We start from the raw sequence: 23289 nt of genomic DNA, 5'->3' as shown, positions 1-23289 counted from the left end.
CGTTGCTGGCATGAACCTTGTGGAAGCGCATCTTCGCAGCCAGGCGGCGGGCATTGAGCTCGTCGCCGGCGTTGCGGGGCTGAGCTTCGAGCAGCTGCGGGCGTGGGGTCCGGAGTCTGTGGTGCGTTCCTTGCTGGCGCTTTTCGACGTCTACTTTGCCCCCACCTCCTTCACCCGCAAACAGGCGCGTGCCGTTTCGGCTGCCCGCGCTAATGGGCACGACCTGCCCACGCTGCTGCTCATTGAGCGCTTCGCGGGAAGGTTGAAGAAGCAGCGTGAGGCGTGGGATCTGCGCATTGAGTTGTGCGGCATCGCGGGGGATGAAAAGGCCGTGGCCCGCTATGCGCGCAAGCGCATTCGTGAGCTCAGCCCGCCGCCCGCGCCGAAGCCGGGCGTGACAATTCGCCGTGGCAAGGAGCTGTCGAAGCTCACGCTCACGGCCCCGGCCGCGCTCATCGAGGACCTGCGCCCCAATATCGATGAGGAGGATCCGGTGGGTTCCTTTACCGCCGCGTTTCGTGAGGGCCGCCTCGCCCGCCCCGTGGCCCAGACCCTCGCCGTCATGGAGCTCCCCGAGTACGCCATAATCTTGGGCCGTTTAGGTGACCCCTCCCCCCCGCCCCCCGACTCCGCCGCGCCCGCTGCTGACGGCACGCCTCCTACCCAGCCCGCCACCACATCTACCCTGCGCCCCGACTCCACGGGTGCCATGCCTCCCACCGAGTCCGCCGCCGCATCACCGTCTAATGTTTCTGACGAGCCTGCCATCGATGAGACATCCGGCCGTGACAGCACAGCGGCCGGCGACCCCGCGGCGCCGGACCTCGGGGATATCGTGATTCAGCTTTCCAACGGCGCGAAAATCACCGGCCAAGAGCTCATCGAGCGGGAGCTCGCCGAAGAAGGCCTCGTCATGCTTGTCGACCGTGTCAAAGGCCCCGTGGAACTCCACCGCACCCAGCGCGTTGCCTCGGAAAAGCAGCGCATCATGGCCAGCGGTGAGCAACCTACCTGTGCCTGGGACCGGTGCCTGTGCGGCGCCGATTACTCTCAGATACACCACATCACAGAATGGCGAAAAGGCGGCGAAACGAACCCCGAAAACCTCACCCCGCTGTGCAAGTACCACAACGCCATCAATGGCTTGCCGGGTCGGGGCCGCATCGTGCGCGAAGACGGCAAAATTAAATGGGTGCCGGCTGGGCCCCGCGATCCGCGGGAACCGGCGCATCCGCACCGCGCGCCGCGCGCCCAGCGCATCCGCGAAAACCGTCAAGAAACAGTAAGCACCGTTGCGAGCCCTAGCACAAGCCGTCGCGCCCAGACCGCAAAGCCGGCCGAATCACGGACATCCACACGTTCCGAGCCGGGAAGCCCCGCCCCGCCGGACTGATAACACCGGCCGGTGAGGGATTCTGCATGCACGTTTGTATTGTGCTTTCTTTGCGCCGTGGGCCCTATCGCGCGAAGTTCAGGTATCGGCTGTGCTACTGGCGGTAGCTCACCAGGAAGTTGCCGAGTCGCTCAATCGCGTTCTCCAGCTGCGAGGCCCACGGCAGCGTGACCACGCGGAAATGATCCGGCGTGGGCCAGTTAAAGCCGGTGCCTTGCACCATGAGGATTTTCTCGGCGCGCAGGATGTCGAGCATGAGCTTCGAGTCATCGTGAATCTCATAGACCTCTGGGTCCAAGCGCGGGAAGCAATACAGCGCGCCCATCGGCTTCACTACGGATACGCCAGGGATCTCGTTGAGCTTCTCGTAGGCAATATTGCGCTGCTTGAGCAAGCGCCCGCCCTGGCCGGTGAGCTCATAAATGGACTGACGCCCACCAAGTGCGACCTGAATCGCGTGCTGTGCCGGCACGTTCGGGCACAGGCGCGTGCCCGCCAGCAAGTCTAAGCCCTCGATGAAGCCACGCGCATGGGACTTCGGGCCCGTCAGCACCATCCAACCGGCGCGGTAGCCGGCCACGCGGTAGGCCTTCGACAGGCCATTAAACGTGATCGTCAGCAAGTCCGGCGCCAGCGAGGCAATCGAAATGTGCTTCGCGCCGTCATAAAGAATGCGGTCATAAATCTCATCCGCCAGAATCAGCAGGTTATACTCGCGCGCTACATCCACGATTTTCTGCAGGGTCTCACGCGAGTACACGGCACCCGTCGGGTTATTCGGATTAATGACCACGATGGCCTTGGTCTTCTCCGTTACTTTCGCGCGAATATCTTCAATGGACGGATTCCAATCATCCTCCTCATCGCACAGATAGTGCACGGGTGTGCCACCCGCCAGCGACGTCGCCGCCGTCCACAGCGGGTAGTCAGGAGCGGGGATGAGAACCTCGTCGCCGTCGTCAAGCAGCGCCTGCGTCACCATCGAGATCAGCTCGGAGACGCCGTTGCCCAGGTACACGTCATTGACGTCGAAGCTGGGGAAATCCTCCAGCTCATAGCGGGTCACAATCGCGCGCCGCGCCGGGATAATACCCTTCGACGTGGAGTAGCCCTGGGAGGTCGGCAGCGCCGCAATCATGTCGCGCATGATGACATCCGGCGCATCGAAACCAAACACCGCTGGGTTGCCGGTGTTGAGCTTCAGAATGTTGTGCCCGTCGAGCTCCATGCGCTCGGCTTCCGTGGAAACCTCGCCGCGAATATCGTAGGCAACGCCCTGTAGTTTGGTGGATTGATCAAAAATCCGGTTGTGAGTCATGCCGGATATGTTACTTCTGGTTCCACTGTTCCAGCTTGCGTTTGGCCAGATTCATCGCATTTCCCGTAATTTCACTTGCTTGGCGACGCCTCTCCGCCCACTGCGCCTGCTCCAACGCCCGCATCTGTGCGCGTTCTTCAGCGCCGGCGGCCTTGAGCTCGCGCATGCGCTGGCGCTCAATCTGCCGCGCGGAGGGCTGGTGCCAGGACTCGGGGCCCACCTTGGCCACGTACAGCATGATCCACAACGCGGGGATGAGGAAAAGCAGGCCGGTGCCGGTGAGTGCGGCGGTGGCCCCGGACAGGGTGGCGAAGGATGCGATCGCTCCGAACAGTAGCCCGAGGGAGCCAACCAATGCGGTGGCCAAGCGGGGTTTCCGGGTTGACTGGTAGGCGCGCGCGACGTCGCCCTGGGAGTAAATCTTCAGCTCGCTGCTGGCCTTGGTGGGGATATCCATGAAGACTTCTGCCAGCTCGCGGCGGGTAGTGGCGCGCATGACGGCGTCGGTGCGGTCCTCAAACTCATCCATGGTCAGGCGGCCTTCACCCAAGGCCTGGGCGAGGTCGTTGACGGCGTCGGTCCGTTCGGCGTCGGAAAGCCGCATGCTGAAGGGATTAGTCACGCCCTATATTCTAGCAGCCCTATTCTTCCGCCTTGGCGGGCTCTTTTCCGCGCACGAGGCTGGAGAGGAACGGGAAGATTGCAACGGTGAGTGCGCCGCCGGCGATAAAGATGGAGGCCATTTCACTATCGACGATGCCGGAATCCACCGCCAGCGTCATGACGGCCACGATAATGGGCAGGCCGGTCGCCGCATAGAGGGCAACCTGAATGCGCTCGCGTGTGGTTTCGACGTTGGAGCCGGTTTGGTGGAGGTTTTCGCGCAGGAACACCGGCAGGCCGCGGGTCACGAGGATGAGCAGCGGGATGCCGAGGACCTTGAGGGGTTCGTCCACGATGACTTTCCAGTCAATCGCCATGCCAGAGACCACGAAGAAGACGGGGATGAGCATGGAATAAAACACCACGTCGAGGCGGTTCTCCAAGCCCTTATGGAACTCGTCGGGCACGATGCGGTTCAAGATGATGCCCGCCGCGAAGGCACCCAGCACGATATCGAGCTCAAAGACCGCCGTGACCGCCATGAGAATCGCCAGAATCAAAATGATGAGGCGCATGATGGTTTGGTTAGTGGAGCCCGCCCCGGAGATGAATGCGTCCTTGAACCACGGCATGAGGGTGGTTATAGCAAACGGCATGACGGCGACAGCCACGGCAATCGCGATGAAGGCGAGGAGAATCAGCATCGTTGCCCACGTGGAGCGCGTTCCCAGAAGGAGCGCCATCGCGGTAATTGGCGCAACTTCACCGATGGCGCCGTGGATGACCACGGAATCGCCCACTCGCGTGCCGAGCAGTTTGTCTTGTTTGAGCATCGGCGTGATGGTGCCTAGGGCGGTGGACGTCAAAGCGATAGCCATGACGATGGCTCCGGGGATGTCATCCATGAGGAAGTAGGCGCCGACGCCACACGCCACCACGCAGATGAGCCACGTGGATAACCCTGTGGCGGCTTCCTTCGATTTCAGGGCGGCGAGGTCAATTTCGAAACCTGCAAGCAGGAAAAGCGCACCAACGCCAAGCTCCTTGAGCATCCCGATGCCGGGGTCCTCGTGGGCCAGGCCCAACATCGACGGGCCGATGAGCATGCCGAAGAAAATAAGCAGCGCCACGGCCGGCATCTTCTTGCCAAGCGCATGGGACACCAACGGCGCCAGCAGCGCCACCGCCATAATCCATGCGAAGGACACCAGCGAGTCGGTGTAATTATTTTCGCCCGAGGCGAGGACGTAGGTCACGTCAGATTGCATGGAGTAGAGCGTACCTGTGCGAAACCAGGCATGCCTAGCTCACGCGGCGCTGCTGTGGTTGACGTCGCACTAGTCTTTGCTTTCCGACGCCCCCTCTTCCGACACGCCTGGCGCCTCCGGAGCCTTCGGCACGGCGCCCGCGTTTGGTGCACTCGGTGCTGTTGGTGCAGGCGGTGCCTTCGGCACCGAAGGAGTATCCGTGGGTGCTTGCGGTGCGGTTGGTACAGCGGGGGCACTGGGAACGCTCGACGCTGGTGCCGCCGGTGCACCGGGAGCGCTTGGCGTTGTTGCAGCCTTGGGCGCCGCCGGGGCAGTCGGTACAGCGGCCGCGTTTGGCGTCGATGGTGTACCGGGTGCTGCGGGGGCGTTCGCTGGTGCCTGCGGTACAGAGGCTGCGTTCGGTGCCGGAGTGTTTGCAGATGGAGCTGCGGGTGCGTCTGGCACGGACGGTGCCGTAGGTGCTGTGGGAGCACTCGGCGCCGTAGGAGCAGTTGGAGCTCCTGCGACATGCGGCGCAGCTGGGGCCTGCGGTGCACTGGGAGCCGTTGGCGAAGCCGCAGTAGATGGCGCGCTGGGCGCCGACGGCGCGGCTGGTGCCTGGGGCGCGTTGGACGCAGGGGATGGCGCCGTAGGTGCGCTCGGCGTGCTGGGGGCAGATGGCGCTGCGGGCGCGCTCGGCGCGGCGGGAGGCGTTGGCGTTGCGACCGCGTTTGGCGTGCTTGGCGTTGCGGGTGCTTGCGGCGCGGTGGACGGGATGCTGGAAGCCTCCTCCGAGGCGGGCTTTTCTGGGACAGGCTCGCGGCGGGGAGTATCGAGGAAGGCCTTCTCGCGCGCGGCGGGAAGGTCGCCGGAGGGGGCAATGGCATCGCGAAGCATGAGCGCCACATCGCTGACCTGTGTCTGCGGCGCGATGGCCTTCACGCCACCCGTCAGCATGACGTTGCAGAATGGGCAGCCCGTCGCAATCTGCTCGGCACCGGTCGCCACGGCCTGCTCCGAGCGGAACTCGTTAACTCGCTTGCCCTGGTTTTCTTCCATGAACATGCGCGCACCACCGGCGCCGCAGCAGAAGGCCTCATCGCGATTGTGGTCCATCTCCGCCAGCGAAGCACCGGTCGCCTCGACGAGCTCACGCGGCGGGTCGAAGACCTTGTTGTGGCGGCCCAGGAAGCACGGGTCGTGATACGTGACGGGTCGGCGGTTCTCCGGCGACCGCGGCACGGGCACGAGCAGCTTCTCTCGCACCAAACGGTTGAGCAGCTGCGTGTGGTGCAGCACATCAAAGTGGCCGTCGAAATCGGGATACTCGTTGCGGATCGTGTTGAAGCAGTGCGGGCACGTCGTGATGATTTTGCGTTGGCCTTTGGGGACGCCTTGGAAGGCGTCGTTAAGCGTGGCAACATTCTGCTCCGCCATCACCTGGAACAGGAACTCGTTGCCCGCACGCCGTGCCGGGTCGCCGGTACAGGTTTCGCCCGTGGCCAGCACGCCGAACTTCACGCCGGCGGTGTGCAGCATGTCCACCACCGCGCGCGTCGTGGCGCGGCCCTTGTCGTCGTAGGCACCCGCGCAGCCGACCCAGAACAGGTACTCCAGGTCCGAAAAATCTTCCGCGTCCTCGCCGATAATCGGCACCTCGATGCCATCGGCGCGCGCCTCATCAATCCACGTGCGCCGCTCCGAGGCGTTACGCCCCCACGGATTGCCCTTCGTCTCCATGTTCTTAAACAGCCCGGTCAGCTCCGACGGGAAGTCGGACTCCGCCAGCACCTTAAACCGACGCAGGTCAGCCACATGGTCGATGTGCTCGATATCCACCGGGCACTGGTCCACGCACGCACCGCAGTTGGTGCAGGACCACAGGACGTCATCGTCAATCGTGCCCGCCATCGCCAGCACGTTGAGCCCCTCGTGCGGGTTGTAATTATCCAGCGCACCCTGGCGCAGGTCCATCATGAGCTTCTTCGGGCTCAGCGGCTTCTCAGTGTTCCATGCGGGGCACAGGTCCTGGCAGCGGCCGCATTCGGTGCAGGAGGAGGCGTCGAGAAGCATCTTCCAGCTCCCCGGCTCAAGGTTTTCCAGGTCCGGCGTGGGCACAGCCCCCAGCGCCTTCTCACCGTCCGCGTTGCGCTGGAAGAAGATGTTGAAGAAGGCCATGAAACGGTGCCACATCACGCCCCACTGGAAATAGCGCGCGATGCACGCGATGAACACCAGGCCCGTCAGCAGCTTCACCAGGGCAAAGAATTGCACCATGCTTGGCGACGTCGGCAGCACCCCCGCCACATGCATCGTCAAGAAATCAGCCCACGGGGACCCACCGCCATAGGTGGCGATGGCGGCGGCCTTGACGGCGAGCATGCCCAGGCCTTCGAGGAGCACGATGGCCTCCACCAGGCGTGCGGGGAAGACCTGCGAATTGTAGAAGCGGCTGCCGCGCTCGGTGTGGCCGAGTTTCAGGCGCACGCCAATGAGGAAGCAAATGCCGAGCACGGTGCCGATGGCGAGGACCTCTTCGATGAAGTGGTAGACCGGCCAGTCGCCCAGCCACGGCCAGCCTTTATCGGGCGCAAAGGTTTGGATATAGGCCTCGAACCACACGATGGCGCCGAAGAGGAAACCCACCATGACAAGCCAGTGCGCGGCATTGACCAGCGGGCGGCCTTTGAAGTGGGTATGGCCGAAGACTTCGATGAGCACGCGGCCGAGGCGCGCCAGGGGGCGGTCGGTGCGGTTGAGCTGCGTGGGCCCGCCGGAGCGGATGAACCGAAACAGCGCCGTGAGGCGGTAGATGAAGTACAGCCACACCGGGATCGATGCGGCGATGGCAACCCAGCCGAACATGCGCGCTCCTTTAATTGCTGCTGTGCGTGCCTCCTACCTTAAATCCTCGGCCCCTAAATCAGTGAGTCAGCATTCAGCTAGTCCTCGCGGAACTGGGACTGGTGGAGACGCCAGTAGGCGCCGTGGGCGTCGAGAAGCTCGGCGTGGGTGCCTTGTTCGACGATGCAGCCTTCTTCCATGACGATGATGAGGTCGGCGTCGCGAATCGTGGACAGGCGGTGCGCGATGATGAAGGAGGTGCGGTCCGCGCGCAGCGCATTCATGGCCTGCTGAACGAGCACCTCGGTGCGGGTATCCACTGACGAGGTGGCCTCGTCGAGGATGAGCAGCGCCGGCTGGGCCAGGAAAGCGCGCGCGATGGTAATGAGCTGACGTTCGCCGGCGGAAATCGCGCCGCCATCCTGGTCAATCTTGGTGTCATAGCCGTCGGGGAGGGAGTGGACGAAGCGGTCCACGTAGGTGGCCTTCGCGGCGGCAATGACCTCCTCGTCGGTGGCGTCGAGGCGGCCGTAGCGGATGTTGTCCATGATGGTGCCCTCAAAGACCATGGCGTCCTGCAGCACCATGCCCACCTGGGAGCGCAGCTCGTGGCGGGACATCTGCGCGGTGTCGACGCCGTCGAGCCGGATGGTGCCCGAATCGATGTCGTAAAAACGCATGATGAGGTTGACCAGCGTGGTCTTGCCAGCCCCCGTGGGGCCGACGATCGCCGCGGTCTGGCCGGGCTCCACGCGCAGGTTGAGGTCCTGGATGAGCGGCTTGTCGGGGCTGTAGGAGAAGTCGACGTCGTCGAACTCCACGAGGCCCTTCGCGCGCCCACCCAAGCGGGAGGTGGACTCCTCGGCGGGCTCTTCCTCGGCGTCGAGGAATTCGAAGACGCGCTCTGCCGAGGCCACGCCCGACTGCACCTGCTGCATCATGCCGCCCAGCTGGCCCAGCGGCTGGTTGAACTCGCGCGAGTACTGGATGAAGGCCTGCGCGCCGCCCAACGTCAGCGTGCCGGAGGCCACCTTCAACGCACCCAGCACCGCGATGACCACGTAGGACAGGTAGGAGATGAACTGCATGATCGGCATCATCATGCCCGCCAGGAACTGAGCTAGCGAGGCGGAGCGGAACAGCTCCTCGTTGCGCTTATCAAACTCCTCCGTCATGGAATCGATGCGCCCGAAGACCGTCGCTAGGTCGTGGCCGGAGAAGGCTTCCTCGACCTGTCCGTTGAGATCACCGGTGGCCTTCCACTGCGCCTTGAACTGCTTCTGCGCGCGCGAGCCAACCACCGCGATGAGCACCGCGGTCAGCGGCAGCGCCAGCAGCGCCACGAGGGCCAGCTGCCAGGACACGGTGAACATCATGACCGTGATGCCCACGACCATGAGCAGGTTATAAAACAGCTGCGAGATGGCCTGCTGCAAGGCGGACTGGATGTTATCGGCGTCGTTGGTGGTGCGCGAGAGGAGATCGCCGCGCGACTGCGTATCGAAGTAATTGAGCGGCAAGCGGTTGAGCTTGGCCTCGATGCTCTCGCGGAGGTCGAAGACGATCTTCATGACCATGGAGTTGAGCAAGTAGCCCTGCCACCACTGGAAGAGCGAGGACACCACGTACATCGCAATCACGATGCCAATAATCGTGCCCAACGTGGAGAAGTCGATGCCGAAGCCAGGGTTCAAGTCCATGGCGGAAGCCATGTCGGCGAACTTATCCTGCCCGCCCGCGCGCAGCGCCGCGATGGCCTGCTCCTTGCTCATCCCAGCGGGTAGCTGGCGGGAAATGACGCCGGAGAAAATGACGTCGGTGGCCTTGCCCATCACCTTCGGCGCGGCCACGGCGAGGAACACGCAGATGATGTTCATCGCAGCAATCGCAAACAGCTGCACCTTAAACGGAGCGAGCAGACCAAAGAGGCGCTTGGCGGACGGCCAGAAATTCTTGGCCTTGCGCGGGGCGTTCTCGCCGGTCTTCTCCTCGATCTCGGCAGTGGTGTCTTCACTCAACGTAGCGTTGTCCTGCTCAGCCATTTATGCCACCTCCGAGGTCTTCTGGGATTCCACAATCTCGCGGTACGTCTCGGAGGACTCGAGCAACTCCTCGTGCGTGCCGCGGGCCACGACGCGCCCAGCGTCCATGACCAGAATCTGGTCGGCGTCCACGATCGAGCTCACGCGCTGCGCCACGATAATCGTCGTCGCCTCCGCGGTGTACTCGCGCATTCCGGAGCGCACGGCGGCATCCGTCAGTACGTCGAGCGCGGAGAAGGAATCATCAAAGAGGTACACCAACGGGCGGGCGACGAGCATGCGCGCGATGGACAGGCGCTGGCGCTGACCACCCGAGACGTTGGTGCCGCCCTGCGCGATGTGCATGTCGAGGTCCTCAACGAAGTCAGCTTGCGCCACGCGCAGTGCGTTCCACAGCTCTTCGTCGGTGGCCTCCGGCGCACCCAGGCGCAGGTTGGAGGCCACTGTGCCGCTAAACAGGTAGGGCTTCTGCGGCACGAGGCCCACGCGCTTGACGACGTCCCCCCGCTTCATCTCGGCGATATCGGTGCCGTCGAGAAGCACGCGTCCCTTCGTCGGGAGGTAGAGGCGCGGGACGAGGGAGAGCGCGGTGGTCTTGCCGGAACCGGTTGCGCCGATGAGCGCGGTGGTGGTGCCGGGGGTGGCGGTGAAGGAGACGTCGTGAAGCACGGGCGCCTCGGCGCCGGCGTACTGGAAGGAAACGTTGTCGAATTCGACGACGCCCTCGGAGTGCTCCGGGGTGTGGGGCTGGTCCGGCTCGGTGATGGAGGGCTCGTGCTCGAGGACGTCGGTGATGCGGCGCGCGCAGATGACCGCGCGCGGGAGGATCATCGCCATGAAGGTGCCCATCATGACCGCGGCGAGGATCTGCAGCAGGTATTGCAGGAAGGCGGTCAGTGAGCCGACCTCTACGAGGCCCTCGTCCACGCGGTGGCCGCCGAACCAGAGGACCGCGCCCGTGGCCACGTTGAGGATGGCGGTGATGATGGGGAACATGAGGATGAACAGCTGGCCCACCTTGAGGGAGAGCTCCGTGAGGTCGCGGTTCGCGGTGCGGAAGCGTTCGGCTTCGTGCTCCTCGCGGGTGAAGGCGCGGACGACGCGGATGCCGGCGATTTGTTCGCGCAGGGTGCCGTTCATGACGTCGAGCTTGCCTTGCCAGGCGCGGAAGAGCGGCATGAGCCGGACGATGATGAGGGAGATGGCGGCGAGCAGCACGATGACGGAGACCGCGACGAGCCAGGACATGCCGGCGTCTTCGCGGATGGCCATGATGATGCCGCCGATGGACATGATCGGCGCGGTGACCATGAAGTTGAGGATCATCATGTAGACCATCTGGATCTGCTGGACGTCGTTGGTGCCGCGGGTGATGAGGGTGGCGGTGCCGAAGTTGCTCATGTCCTCGGCGGAGTAGCGGGTGACGCGGCGGAAGATATCGGAGCGCAGGTCGCGGCCGAGGCCCATGGCGGTGCGGGAGCCGAACCAGATGGCGGCGATGGCGGTGAGGACTTGGACGAAGGCCACGATGAGCATGATGCCGCCGGTGCGCCAGATGTAGTCGATGTCTACTTGGGCGACGCCCCTGTCGATGATCTTCGCGTTGAGCGAAGGGAGGTAGAGCGTTGCCGCGGTGGATAGCGCCTGGAGGAGCAGCACCGCGATGACGTAGCCGGTGTACGGCTTGGAGCGGGATAAAAGGATGCGAACGAGTTCCATGTGCCAGCGTTTCGTGCGTGTTGGCGGCCGCGCCGGGCCGCTGGAGAGCATTGACCGCGCAAGTCTATCCCGCTAGACGCGAGCGCGTCTAGCGCGGGTATCGGCAGCAGGCTTCCCCGTATCAATGCGCGAGCGTCTAGCTTGCGCGTCTAGCGCGGGTGCTGGTGCGAGGACTGGCAGCAGGCTTTCCTTAACAATGCGCGAGCGTTCAGCTCGCGCGCTCGCGCGCCCGCGCGCTAGAAGCAGACCGGCGCGCGCTGCGCCTGTGCCGTGACGGCGGCCCAATCCTCGACGTCGTCGGTGAGCTGGCAGAGGCCTTCCCACGTGGTGATGGCCACGCCGCGGGCCATGAGCTCCAGCAAAACTAGGTGGCGGTCGCCGGAAGCGGAGAGCTGGTTGAGGTCCGCGTGGTTGATGTCCGCGTCCGGGCCACAGCCCACGCGCACGTTGCCGATGAGCCGCAGGCGCGGCGTCGTCCCCTTCGGGCACGGCGAGGCGGCGGATTCCGCGCCGGACAGCCCCGCGAAGCGGCGCAGCAAACCGAAGGGCGCGGGGCGCTCGCAGTAGAGGTCCACGCACAACCCGGCTTTGATGAGCCGCTCGGCGGTGGAGAGCGCTGCGGGACCGTCCCCGACGATGGCAACACGCTGCATGAGAACCCCTTCAGTTCGTTAGAAATAGCCTATCTAGTCTGTAAATCTAGTCCGCTCGGTTCATTCTGGCTAATTTTTATTCTTCCTAGTACCCAAGCTCACAGCCCTCGCACCCCTCTGTGGGGCTGCACACACGCCCAGCTCCCTTTAATGTGAGGAGTCATGACCGAACCGATCAACCTGCTGGACCGCGGCGACTACCGCGACCCCAGCATTAGCCCCGAAGGCACCCGCGACACCGCGCCGCTGGAACCTGCCGTGGCCCAGCGCAACCAGGAACTTGTCGAGGAGTGGGCCGATAAGCTCCACGACGCCTCCGCCGAAACAATTACCGCCTGGGCCGCCGAGCACGCGCCGGGCCGGCTTGCCGTCACGATGTCCATGGAAAACACCGTGCTGGCCGAGCTCGCGCACCGCGCCCACTTAGACGCCGACCTGCTCTTTATCGACACCGGCTGGCACTTTCCGGAGACGTTGGAGGTAGCGGGGGACGTCGCCAAGCGCTATGCGGATCTGCCGCTGGTGACCGTGCGCCCGCTGCTGAGCCCCGAGGAGCAGGACAAGATTTATGGCCCGCGCCTGTATGCGCGCGACGTTGCGGCGTATAACCGCATGCGCAAGGTGGAGCCGCTCAACATGGCCATGGACCCGTACGTCGGGTGGGTTACCGGCCTGCGCCGTGCTGATTCCGAGCACCGCGCGAGTGCCCCGGCACTGAGCCTGGACCGCACGGGCCGGCTGAAGATTTCCCCGATTATTACCTGGGACCTCGACGACACCGACGCTTATATCAAGGCTCACGATCTCATCATCCACCCCCTCACCCTGCAGGGTTACCGCTCCATCGGCTGCGCGCCGTTGACCTTCCCGGTAGGCGAGGGTGAGGATGCGCGCTCCGGGCGCGTTTTCGCTGACGGCAAGACAGAATGCGGATTGCACGAATAATGACACTTTCACCAAACCTTAAAGACTTAGAGAACGAATCCCTCCACATCCTGCGCGAAGTCGCTGGGCAATTCGACAAGGTAGGCCTGCTCTTTTCCGGCGGCAAGGACTCCGTCGTCGTCTTCGAGCTCGCCCGCCGCGCCTTTGCGCCCGCTACCGTTCCCTTCGAGCTGATCCACGTCGATACCGGCCACAACTTCCCGGAGGTCATCGACTTCCGCGACGAGCTGGTGGAAGAAACCGGCGCCCGCCTGCACGTGGCGCTGGTCCAGGATTGGATCGACCGCGGCGACCTCCAGGAGCGCCCCGATGGCACCCGCAACCCGCTGCAGTCCGTGCCGCTGGTGGAGACCATCGCCGAGCGCGGTTACGACGCCGTCCTGGGTGGCGCGCGCCGCGACGAGGAACGCGCCCGCGCCAAGGAGCGCATCTTCTCCATCCGTGATTCCTTCGGCGGCTGGGACCCGCGCCGTCAGCGCCCGGAGCTGTGGGACCTCTACAACGGCGGCAAGATGGCCGGCGAAAACGTCCGCGTCTTCCCCATCTCCAACTGGACCGAGTCCGATATTTGGGAGTACATCGGCGCGCGCAACCTGCAGCTTCCCTCCATCTACTACTCGCACCAGCGCGAGGTATTTAACCGCAACGGCATGTGGCTGACCCCAGGTGAGTGGGGCGGACCGCGCGAGGACGAGCAGGTAGAGACCCGTACCGTGCGCTACCGCACCGTGGGCGATATGTCCTGCACCGGTGCCGTGGAATCCACCGCCGCCTCGCCCGATGAGGTGCTCGCGGAAATCTCCATTTCCACCCTGTCCGAGCGCGGTGCCACCCGCGCCGATGACAAATTGTCCGAGTCCGCCATGGAGGACCGCAAGAAGGAAGGCTACTTCTGATGACGACTACCCTTGCGCCGAATGTTGGCGCGCTCAAGCAGCGCGATACCCTGCGCCTGTGCACCGCCGGTTCCGTCGATGACGGCAAGTCCACCTTCGTGGGCCGCCTGCTTTATGACACCAAGTCCGTGCTCGCGGACCAGGTGGAGTCCATGGAGCGCTCCTCCGCCGACCGCGGCTTCGACGGCATGGACCTCTCGCTGCTTGTCGACGGTCTCCGTGCCGAGCGCGAGCAGGGCATCACCATCGACGTGGCCTACCGTTACTTCGCCACCGATAAGCGCACCTTCATCCTCGCCGATACCCCGGGCCACGTGCAGTACACGCGCAACACAGTCACCGGCATGTCCACGTCCCAGGTGGTGGTGCTGCTTGTCGACGCCCGCAATGGCGTCGTCGAGCAAACCCGCCGCCACCTCAACGTTGCCGCGCTCTTGGGCGTGCGCCACGTGGTGCTGGGCGTGAACAAGATTGACCTGGTGGACTATGACGAGGCCACCTTCCGCGCGATTGAGACGGAGTTCAACGAGGTCGCCGCGCGCCTGGGCATTACGGATTCGGTGGTCATCCCGATTTCTGCGCTCAAGGGCGATAACGTGGTGGAACGCTCCACCACCATGGACTGGTATGAGGGCCCGACGGTCCTGGACACGCTGGAGACCGTCCCCGTGGCCACCGGTCGCGCCGATGACCTGGACCTGCGTTTCCCCATCCAATACGTCATCCGTGAGCACGCCACTGACTACCGCGGCTATGCCGGGCGCGTGAAGGCCGGGCACGTGGCGGTGGGGGATGAGGTGACGCTGCCGGGCGGGCGCACCTCGACCGTCATCGCGATTGATACCACCGATGGCCCGCTTGGCTCGGATGAGGCCGCCCGCGCCGGCGACTCCGTGGTGCTGCGGCTGGCCGACGAAATCGACTTGGCCCGCGGTGACCTCATCGCCGGCACTCAGCGCCCGGAGGAGGTGCGCGAATTCGCCGCCACCGCGGTGGTCTTGACGGAAAAAGAGCTGCGCGCGGGACAGATGGTGAAGCTGCGTTATGGTGCCGCGCTGGTCAAGGCCCGGGTGGCCTCGGTTGATCGGGTGCTGGATTTGGATGGCGTGGCCGATGTTGAGGCCCCGGAATCCGCGGCACTCAATGACATTACTTTCATCACGGTCCAGACCCAGGCTGAGCTTCCCGTGGAGGACTACGCCGCCCGCGGCGCGGTGGGTAATTTCCTGCTTATCGATCAGTCGAGCGGCAACACGCTGGCCGCGGGGTTTGTGGGCCAGCGCCTGCGCTAACGGTGGCGAACCGCCGCGCTAGCTTGTCGGCGGGACGTCGCCAGACATGATGACCTTCTGCCGGCCGTCGTCCCAACGGAAGCCTGCATGCGTCTCCCCAGTGTGCCCCGCATTAGATTCGCCCTCGCGCGGCCAGTGGTATGTCACGGCGATTTCGTTGCCGCTGACCTGCTCGACGGTAGGGAAGAAGCCATAGGGCTCGGCGGTGGCGGTGCCCAGGTACTCGCCCTTGTGGAAGAGCATGATGTGGTACGGCGAGGAGGACGTTCCGCGCTCGATGCTGATGGTCTGCCAGCTCAGCTCCGCGCAGGGATCGAACTGCGAGAAATCCACCAGCGTCCAGTTATTGTCATTCCACGGTGGAATCGTGCCAATGCCTGATTCATAGGCCGCGTGGGCGTCGATATCCTGGCAGGATTCGGCTTCGTCTGTAGGGGACTCGGCGGGCAACGTCGGCGAGGCACCTGCGGCCGGCGACGATGCAGTGGGACCCTCGGCGGCCTCTGCGTTATCCGGAGAGCTATCCGTTGCGCTGTTCTGCACGGAGTTGAACATCGGTGAGTCCGCAGAATCCTGCGCCCCGTCGTCCTGGGAACAGGCGGCCAGCGGGAAGCAGATAACGGCAGCGCCCAGGAGGGCGACGGCGGACCTAAGCATTGATGTTCCTTCCTTAAATTGTGCGCCTCATATAAGGCGCACGACTGGCTCTATCTTATCTAGCCCATCGGCGGAACATCGCCGCTCATGATGACTTTCTGCTGGGCCTCGTCCCAACGGAAGCCAGCGTGTGTCTCGCCCGTCGGTGCGGCATTGGCATCGCCTTCTTGTGGCCAGTGGTAGGTCACGGAAATCTCGTTGCCATTGACCCGCTCCACGCTGGGGAAGAAACCATAAGGCTCAGCGGTGGCTGTGCCGAGGTACTGGCCGTAGTGGAAGAGCATGATGTGGTGCGGCGAGGAGGCAGTGCCTCCCTCAATGGAAATGGTCTGCCAGCTCAGCTCCGCGCACGGGTCGAAGTGGGAGCTATCGACAACCTTCCAGTTGTGGCCATTCCACTGCGGAACCTGCGCGATGTTGTCGTTGAAAGCCGCCTGGGCGTTTCCTGCCTCGCAGACTACGGGGCTGGCCTGGGCTTCTTCAGGGGTGCTGCACGCGATAAGGGGGAAGCAGAGCAGTGCCGCTGCGGCGAATACTCGTGGGGTGAACATGGTGTTCTCCTTTCTGAGGTCTCGGTGTGGTTCCAGACCCTACAAGTGGCCGCAACGCTCAGAACAGAGTTGTGGAGAGCATTCCTCGGGCCAGAAGGTAGTCTCGCAGGCATGGAGAATCTTTCTGGTCGTACCTTGTTCGTCGCCGCCGTGGACGCTGAAGCCGCGCATGTACCGGAAGGAGCACCGCTGCTTATCACGGGTATTGGCACGGTACCCGCCGCCATCGAGCTGACCGCGGTGCTGGCTTCGGCAGAGCAGCTGCCGGAGCGCGTCATCAACATTGGTACTGCGGGCGCGCTTCGCGACGATCTTGCTGGCGTCTTCGAGATCTCCCACGTACGCAAGCACGACTTCCACCTAGAGGTGCTCAGCGATGTTTCCCGTTACCTCCTCCCCGAGGTCATTGAGTTAGAGACCTCCGGAAAGCTGCCCACTGAGACTCTGGCGACGGGCGATTCCTTCATCTCGGATACCCCAACCCGCACGCGCCTTGCCCAGGATTCCGCGCTGTGCGATATGGAGGGCTACGCCATCGCCGCGGTGTGCCGAAAGTTCGGTGTGCCGTGCACACTGCTCAAGCAGGTATCGGATACCGCCAATGAGGAATCCTATGGCTCGTGGGCCTCGGTGCTCGATCGCGCCGCGGAGGAGCTGGCCGTCGCTTTCGGCACGGTAACTGCGGACTAGGCTCTCGATACGGAAACTGCCCTAGCCGCCAAAGTTATGCCCCGCCATTGAAGCGGGAGCACTGGTTTTGGCAGATAGGGCAGTTACAAGGCCCCGGGGCTAGCGGGCGCTGCTGGCTTCTAGGTTCTCGTAGAGCTCCATGACGGTGTCGTGGCCCTCTGACGTAGAAATCTTGATGTTCTTGGCTTCGATTTCACCGGCGCGCAGGCTGGCCATCTCCTGGTGGTAGCGGAAGACCACGGCAATCGTGGCAGCCACCGGCACGGCCAGGAAAGCGCCGATGATCCCCGCCAGGGCGGAACCCACGGTCACGGAGAGCAGCACCATTGCTGCGTGCAGGCCCATGGCCTTGGACTGCAGCATTGGCTGGAGCACGTTGCCCTCCACCTGCTGCACGATGATGATGAGGGCAAGTGCCAAGAGGGCCTTGGTCAGGCCATCGGAGACCAACGCGATGATGACGGCCAAAGCACCCGCAGTGACAGCGCCAATGACCGGGATGAAGCTGGCGAAGAAGGTCACCACGCCGATGACTAGGGCCAACGGTACCTGGAGAACCCAGAGACCGAGGCCGATGAGGATGCCATCGACGGCCGCGACGGCTGCCTGTGCCTGAATGAAGCCGGACAACGTGTTCCACACGCGAGTCAGTAGCTCGGTAGCGTGCCAACCTGCGGAGTAGCCGGTATAGGTGCGCAGCCACGGCAGGAACTTGTCGCCGTCCTTGAGAATGAAAAAGGCCACGAAGAGCATGATGGCGAGCGCCATGGCGATGGAGCTGGCCATCGATACGCCGGAAATCACCCCGGTGGCGATGTTGGACGCTTGGCCCTTGATGAAGGTCATGGCGTCATCGAGGACTTCCTGGACTTTCGCGGCATCAATCTCGAAGGGGAGATCCTTGGCCATATCGACGAGCTTGTTCAAGCCGCCCTCAGCTTGGCTGACCAGGGACGCACCCTGAGAGGAGACCACTGGGGCCATTGCTGCGAAGACGCCGCCGATGATGGCCAAAAAGCCCAGCAGCGTGGTGATCGCGGCCAGCGCGCGGGGGAATTTGTGCGCACGCAACCAGTTGGTCACGGGGAAGAGCACCGTGCACACCAGGATGGCCAGGATGACCGGCAGCAGGCCTACCCAGATGAACTTCAGCAGGTAGCCGGCTAGGCCGACGCCCGCCACCACGATGATGAAGATCAAGCACACCTTGGCCAAAGAGATGGCGTCGCGCCCGAGGACGCGGGACTTGTCATCCGTTTTCGAGACAGGGAGGGCGGCTTCTTCGTTGATGGGCTTCGCAGCAGCGGACTGTTCTGCGGCTTCAGAAGCCGCAGTGGACGCCGCCGCGTCAGAGGCCGTGGAGGGCTGGGGGTCGGTGCCCGGGCGGGCACCGTCACCATTGTTGTTTCTCATGCGCTACATCTTCTCATATGAGCGCAGGAAACGAGTTATGCGCGGATGCTGCTTACCTGGCGGATGATGCCGAAGCGGTGCATCGTCACCGAGACTGCCTGCTCGAGGAGGAAGGGCAGAAGCTCGCGGCGGCCATCGGCCAACACCGGCTGGTCCAAGACCACGGAGTTGGATTCCACCGCTGCCTCAAAAAGGCCCGGCTCCACGGAGCCAACGACGCGCACGCGGCCCGATTCCAGGCGAGCGACCTCGCGGGCGAAGGCATCCGCCGACACGCTGTCGACCTTAAAGCCCAGTCCACGCAGCTCCGCAGCCTTCTCCGGGGCGGCGCTGAAGCGCACCGGGGAGTCGGTGCGGGTGGCGGCGAGGGCGAGGCGGGAGACGTCGCGAAGCGCGGCGTCCGAGGCGATGCGCACCTGCAGCGGGGTCAGCACCGGGCGGGAGCGGAAGACGTTGGCCTCGCAGACCAGGCCGGAGCGGTCGTGCTTGCGGCCGAACTCCTGCTGCCAGGCCAGCTCGTCGAGCTCTGCTGCGCGCCACAGCCAGGCGGTGTCCTCCTCCGAGAGATCGAGGTCACCGAAGGCACGCAGCTGGGCCGCCACCGGCTGCGAAATATCCACGTCGAAGGGGCGCAGCGGGCCCTCGGACCAGGTGCCGAACTGTGCGACATAGTTCGGGCCGCCGGCCTTGGCACCCGGGCCCATGACGGACTGCTTCCAGCCGCCGAAGGACTGGCGTTGCACAATCGCGCCGGTAATACCGCGGTTGACGTAGGCGTTGCCCACCTCGACGCGCTCGAGCCAGTAATCGATCTCATCGTTATCCAGCGTGTGGATGCCGCCGGTGAGGCCATAGCCGGTGGAGTTCTGCCACTCGATGGCCTCCTCCAGGGTCTCCGCGTGCATGATGCCAAGCACCGGGCCGAAGCACTCGTTGACGTGGAACCAGGAACCCGGGCGCACGTTATCGCGAATACCCGGCGACCACAGGGTGCCTTCCTCGTTGAGCTTCTTCGGCTTCACCAGCCACTTTTCACCCGGCTCCAGCTGGGTCAGGCCGCGCAGCAGCTTCTCACCCGGGGCTTCGGCGAGACCGTTCATCGTCGTCGTGATCTCGTAGCCGGGGCCGGTGATGAGGGTCTCGACGGCGTCGACAAGCTGCGAGCGCAGGCGCTGCGACTCGCCGGCCGCACCGACGAAGATGACCAGGGAGGACGCCGAGCACTTCTGGCCGGAGTGGCCGAAGGCGGAGAGGTAGAGGTCCTGAATAGCCAGGTCTGGATCCGCGGACGGGGTAATGATGAGCGCGTTCTTGCCGGAGGTCTCCGCCATGATGTTGAGCTCCGGCTTCCAGGAGCGGAAGAGCTTGCCGGTATCGGAAGCGCCCGTGAGGATGACGGCGTCGACGTCGGCGTGGGAGACCAGAGCGCGGCCGGCATCGCCCTCATCGGTGAAGACGAGCTGGACCAGATCCGGGTCGAGGCCCTGTGCCTCGAGGCCGGCGCGGAAGGCTTCCACGACGAGCTTCGCGCAGTGTACGACCTGCGGCGCGGGCTTGATGATGACGGCAGAACCCGCGGCGAGAGCCGCCGCGATGCCGCCGGTGGGGATGGCCACTGGGAAGTTCCACGGCGGCGTCACCACGGTCACGCGGTAGGGCGTGAACTCGGCGGCGTAGTTCTCCAGCAGGCGCGCGGACTGCGCGTAGTAGGTGCAGAAGTCGATGGCCTCGGAGATTTCCGGGTCAGTCTGCGTGACGGTCTTGTTGGCCTCGTAGGCGGCGACGGAGATGAACTCGCCGCGGCGGTTGGCCAGCTCATCGGCCACGGCCTCGAGCGCGCGAGCGCGGTCCTCGGCAGGGCGGGCACCCCACTCGGCGCCGAGCTCAGCGGCGCGGGCCACGTGCTTGTCGACGACCCCCGCATCCGTCACCTCATCCACCCCGTGCTCACCCGGGTCGGTGGCCAGGGCCTTAAGCGCCCACTCGCGGTTAGCCTCCAGGGCTGGGTCGGTGTCCGGCTCGTTGGCGAAACGCCCGGTGCGCGGTGCCTGACGGCCGGCTGCCTGCTCGGCCTCCTCCAGGCGGTTCTGGGTGCGGCGCGGGCCGGCGAAGGTATCCCAGCGCTGCGCGACGGCCTCGCGGAAGACCTCCTCTTGGTCCTTCAGCGCCTGCTCCTCCGGTGCGAAGAGGGCGTAGAGGAAGTTCTGCGGAGCGGAGTTCTCCTCCAAACGGCGCACCAGGTAGGAGACCGCGACATCGAAGTCCTCCATGTGCACGACCGGGGTGTAGAGGATCTGGCGGCCCTCGAAGGCCTCGCGGACCGCGGTCTGCTGGGCCGGGGACATGCCCTGGAGCATCTCGGAATCCATCATGCGCATCACGCCGCGCTTGGTGCCCAGCTTGTAGGCAAACGCCGCGGTGTAGAGGTTGTGCGTGGCCACGCCGATGCGCACGCAATCGGCGAACTCGGGGCGCAGGATGTAGTCGAGCAGGCGGTAGTAGTTGGCGTCCACCTCATCCTTGGTGGCATAGGGCGCTGCCGGCCAGCCGTGGATCTCGCCCTGGACGTGCTCCATGGAAAGGTTCGCGCCCTTGACGATGCGAATCTTGATGTGGGAGCCGCCCTCGGCCACGCGCTTCTTAGCGAACTCGGCGAGGTGCGTCAGGGCGTCGAAGGTATCCGGCAGGTAGGCCTGCAGCACGATGCCGGCCTCGAGGTTGATGAACTCCGGCTTGCTGAGCAGCTCGGTGAACAGGCGCACCGTGAGGTGGAGGTCGTGGTATTCCTCCATATCCAGGTTGATGAAGACCTTGTCGGGGCGGCGCGCGGCGGCCTCGTACAGCGGGCGTAGGCGCTCCTTGAGACGGACCAGGGAGCCCTCGATATCCCACGGGTTGAGCTGGGCCACCATGGAGGAGGCTTTGACGGACACGTAGGTCACGCGCGGGTTCTGGATGAGCTTCAAGGTGCGGTCAGCGCGGGAGCGGGCTTCGTCGTCGCCCAGTACGGCCTCACCGAGGAGGTTGAGGTTGAGCTGCTCGCCGGACTCGGCGGCCTTGTCCAGGGTCTTGTTGAGGGCTTCGCCCTCGGCATCGAGGACCAAGTGTCCCACCATCTGGCGCATGCGCATGCGCGCCAGCGGCATGACCAGGTTCGGCAGGATCGGTCCGAAGAAACCACCCAGGCCCACCAGCGATCCGTTGATGAGGCCGAGGAAGGAAGCATCGTAGGTGGTGGTGACGGACTTCAGCGCGTGGGCCGCGACCTTATCGTCTTCGGGGCGCATGACGCGGTCGACGAAGTCCATGGTGAAGGCCACTCCGTCCGGGTTGCGCAATAAGTCGGCGAGTTGTTCGGTGGCTGGGTCCTGCTCGTCGGCGGTGGAGGCGAGCCAGGAGTGGGCTTGGGCCGCGGCGGCGTCGATCAGCGCGGCGTCGATGTCGGTGGATTCGGGCACGGGGGTGTGAGCATCGTTAGTCATGGATTACAACCTTTATGGGTCTCAAGGCACACTGGTACAGCCTTATGGAATGCGGAAAGAACACAAACTATCGAGTCCAGCAGTTGCTCAAGCTCTGTGCGGCGCTGATTAGCCTGTCCAGTTTGTGTGATAAGAGGGCTTACTTAACGTTGGCGTGCACAACTGGAGGCCGGTCGGAAGAACGACGCTGTCTAATGAAGTAAGCATTCATATGTGACCACCCTTCTTGCGTGGGGAAACGGCCAAGCGGTGGCTTGGCCGGGCCAGCGAAAAATAGGCGCCTTTAACATGGTCCGCCACACAGTGGGTGCAGACATGTAACCCATCTCGCTTATATGAAAGCTAGCCCCTTATGTTGGGGTGAGTCAATCCCACAGGTGTTGTTTTGAGGGGAGGTTGCTACCCCCGTGTTAGTGACTGAGATACTCCGTGAGATCTGTCGCGATCTTCTGTGCGCCCATTGGACCTAGGCCGAGTGCCCACGTATCGTCGCTGACCTCGATAGCATGGCCGTCTTTAACCGCTGGAAGCTGCTGGAACGCCGCAGTGGAAATGGCGGTGTCTTGGCCGGTGGCGGAGGGATCTCCGTAGCTGCAGTAGAAGATGTAGTCGGCGTCCGCTTGGTCAATGTTCTCCGGTGAGATTTCTGCAGCGAGCTCTTCGATGTCCTGGTTGGCGGGGCGGGCGAGGCCGGCGTCATCAAGCACCGTTCCAATGAGTGAAAGGCGCCCGTAGAGGCGTACTTTGCCCGGCATGAAGCGCAGAATGGTGACGGTGGTGTCTTCGCTAGCTGGCCCGTCCTTAATGACCTTCTTTACTTCTTCGATCTTCTTGTCGTAGTCGGCCATGACTTGTTCGGTGCGCTCTTCCTCGCCGAGGGCTTCACCGATCAGGTGGAAGTTTTCTTTCCAAGTGTACCCAGGGCGAATCGAGAAAACGGTAGGCGCGATGGAGCTGAATTGGTCATAATACTTATCCATGCGCAGCTGCGAGCCGATGATGAGGTCCGGTTGTAGTGAGGCGATCTTTTCCATATTGACTTCGTTGATCGTGCCTACCGTTTCGATGTCACTTGCTTTGTCGGCCATGTAATCGGGGACGGGGTTCTGACCCTTAGACGTGGTCATGCCGACTGGCTTCATGCCAAGGGCAAGGACGGAGTCGAGCTCGCCGCTTTCGAGAACGACTACTCGTTGAGGCTTCTCTTTGAGCTCGGTCGTACCACGGGCATGTGTGACGGTGCGGGGGAACTGGCCGGGAGCTGCATCGCTGCCAAAGGATTGGGTCTTCTCTCTGGCTCCAGCAAAGCCCTCGCCACCAGTTGCCACGGAGTCATTTCCTGCGGCGGAGTTGGATTTTCCTGTTTCCTTCTCTGCTGGAGAGGATGAGCTGGACCCGCCGGTGTTTGAATCGGCGTTTTCGAGGCTGGCGCAACCGGTGAGAGCTAGCGCTGCGGTAAGGCCAACAGCGGTAAGGCGGAGGAGTGGGATGTGAGACGCGATTTTCTTTCGAGTAGTCATAAAAGGTAGCCTAACCTAAATTAG

General features: G+C 63.8%; 17 protein-coding genes. 5 read left to right on the top strand and 12 right to left on the bottom strand.

What is annotated here, in order from left to right:
* Positions 1-10 precede the first annotated feature (10 nt).
* Positions 11-1393, top strand: a complete 1383-nt coding sequence (locus tag HWX44_RS06225; protein ID WP_175973737.1) for an HNH endonuclease signature motif containing protein — start codon at positions 11-13, stop codon at positions 1391-1393.
* Positions 1394-1487: 94 nt separating this feature from the next.
* Here HWX44_RS06225 and HWX44_RS06220 read toward each other — a convergent pair whose 3' ends face one another.
* The 7 genes from HWX44_RS06220 to HWX44_RS06190 form a co-directional block, all read right to left on the bottom strand.
* Entirely contained in the window at positions 1488-2711 is a 1224-nt protein-coding gene (locus HWX44_RS06220; RefSeq protein ID WP_175973735.1) for a pyridoxal phosphate-dependent aminotransferase, read from the bottom strand.
* A gap of 10 nt (positions 2712-2721) precedes the next feature.
* The gene (locus HWX44_RS06215) at positions 2722-3333 is read right to left on the bottom strand and encodes a DUF1707 SHOCT-like domain-containing protein (RefSeq protein ID WP_254868126.1); all 612 of its coding nucleotides are present in this window, start codon (positions 3331-3333) and stop codon (positions 2722-2724) included.
* A gap of 19 nt (positions 3334-3352) precedes the next feature.
* On the bottom strand, positions 3353-4582 hold the full coding sequence (locus HWX44_RS06210; RefSeq protein ID WP_175973733.1) for a cation:proton antiporter: 1230 nt from the start codon (positions 4580-4582) through the stop codon (positions 3353-3355).
* Between the two features lie 69 nt (positions 4583-4651).
* Positions 4652-7426, bottom strand: coding sequence for a (Fe-S)-binding protein (locus HWX44_RS06205; protein ID WP_175973731.1), 2775 nt, complete (start codon positions 7424-7426; stop codon positions 4652-4654).
* A 77-nt stretch (positions 7427-7503) separates the two neighbouring features.
* Positions 7504-9447 (bottom strand): ABC transporter ATP-binding protein, encoded by a 1944-nt coding sequence (locus HWX44_RS06200; RefSeq protein ID WP_254868125.1) that lies wholly within the window; start codon positions 9445-9447, stop codon positions 7504-7506.
* Positions 9448-11166 carry an ABC transporter ATP-binding protein gene (locus HWX44_RS06195; protein WP_175973929.1) on the bottom strand — a complete coding sequence of 573 codons (1719 nt, stop codon included), beginning with the start codon at positions 11164-11166 and terminating at the stop codon, positions 9448-9450.
* A 236-nt stretch (positions 11167-11402) separates the two neighbouring features.
* Complete coding sequence (locus HWX44_RS06190; protein WP_175973729.1) at positions 11403-11819, bottom strand: methylenetetrahydrofolate--tRNA-(uracil-5-)-methyltransferase; 417 nt, start codon at positions 11817-11819, stop codon at positions 11403-11405.
* Between the two features lie 162 nt (positions 11820-11981).
* On the opposite strand from HWX44_RS06190, the gene HWX44_RS06185 reads away from it, so the two are divergent.
* The 3 genes from HWX44_RS06185 to HWX44_RS06175 are packed head-to-tail and all read left to right on the top strand — an operon-like array spanning position 11982 to position 14952.
* Positions 11982-12764, top strand: a complete 783-nt coding sequence (locus HWX44_RS06185; protein ID WP_175973727.1) for a phosphoadenylyl-sulfate reductase — start codon at positions 11982-11984, stop codon at positions 12762-12764.
* Entirely contained in the window at positions 12764-13660 is an 897-nt protein-coding gene (gene cysD / locus HWX44_RS06180; protein WP_175973725.1) for a sulfate adenylyltransferase subunit CysD, read from the top strand. Before HWX44_RS06185 ends, cysD begins: the two co-directional genes overlap by 1 nt.
* Positions 13660-14952, top strand: a complete 1293-nt coding sequence (locus HWX44_RS06175) for a sulfate adenylyltransferase subunit 1 (protein WP_175973723.1) — start codon at positions 13660-13662, stop codon at positions 14950-14952. Before cysD ends, HWX44_RS06175 begins: the two co-directional genes overlap by 1 nt.
* Before the next feature lie 18 nt (positions 14953-14970).
* Here HWX44_RS06175 and HWX44_RS06170 read toward each other — a convergent pair whose 3' ends face one another.
* A complete protein-coding gene (locus HWX44_RS06170; protein ID WP_175973721.1) occupies positions 14971-15609 on the bottom strand; it encodes an LppP/LprE family lipoprotein in 639 nt (212 codons plus the stop codon).
* Between the two features lie 59 nt (positions 15610-15668).
* Complete coding sequence (locus tag HWX44_RS06165; RefSeq protein ID WP_175973719.1) at positions 15669-16160, bottom strand: LppP/LprE family lipoprotein; 492 nt, start codon at positions 16158-16160, stop codon at positions 15669-15671.
* Positions 16161-16271: 111 nt separating this feature from the next.
* Here HWX44_RS06165 and HWX44_RS06160 point away from each other — a divergent pair, with 111 nt between their 5' ends.
* On the top strand, positions 16272-16850 hold the full coding sequence (locus tag HWX44_RS06160) for a nucleosidase (RefSeq protein WP_175973717.1): 579 nt from the start codon (positions 16272-16274) through the stop codon (positions 16848-16850).
* A gap of 99 nt (positions 16851-16949) precedes the next feature.
* Here the strand turns inward: HWX44_RS06160 and HWX44_RS06155 are convergent, their stop codons facing one another.
* The 3 genes from HWX44_RS06155 to HWX44_RS06145 all read right to left on the bottom strand — a co-directional run bounded on the left by HWX44_RS06155 (position 16950) and on the right by HWX44_RS06145 (position 23265).
* Complete coding sequence (locus HWX44_RS06155) at positions 16950-18263, bottom strand: AI-2E family transporter (RefSeq protein WP_175973715.1); 1314 nt, start codon at positions 18261-18263, stop codon at positions 16950-16952.
* 35 nt (positions 18264-18298) lie between these two features.
* Positions 18299-21745: a bifunctional proline dehydrogenase/L-glutamate gamma-semialdehyde dehydrogenase gene (locus HWX44_RS06150; protein ID WP_175973713.1), complete on the bottom strand. Its 3447-nt coding sequence runs from the start codon at positions 21743-21745 to the stop codon at positions 18299-18301.
* Positions 21746-22155: 410 nt separating this feature from the next.
* Positions 22156-23265, bottom strand: a complete 1110-nt coding sequence (locus tag HWX44_RS06145) for an ABC transporter substrate-binding protein (RefSeq protein ID WP_046647137.1) — start codon at positions 23263-23265, stop codon at positions 22156-22158.
* Positions 23266-23289: the final 24 nt, after the last annotated feature.

The organism is Corynebacterium sp. Marseille-Q2823 (assembly GCF_903645345.1).
GTDB lineage: Bacteria > Actinomycetota > Actinomycetes > Mycobacteriales > Mycobacteriaceae > Corynebacterium > Corynebacterium hiratae.
Note: the sequence above shows the minus strand (reverse complement) of the source record. Positions and strands in the feature narration are given on the sequence as shown.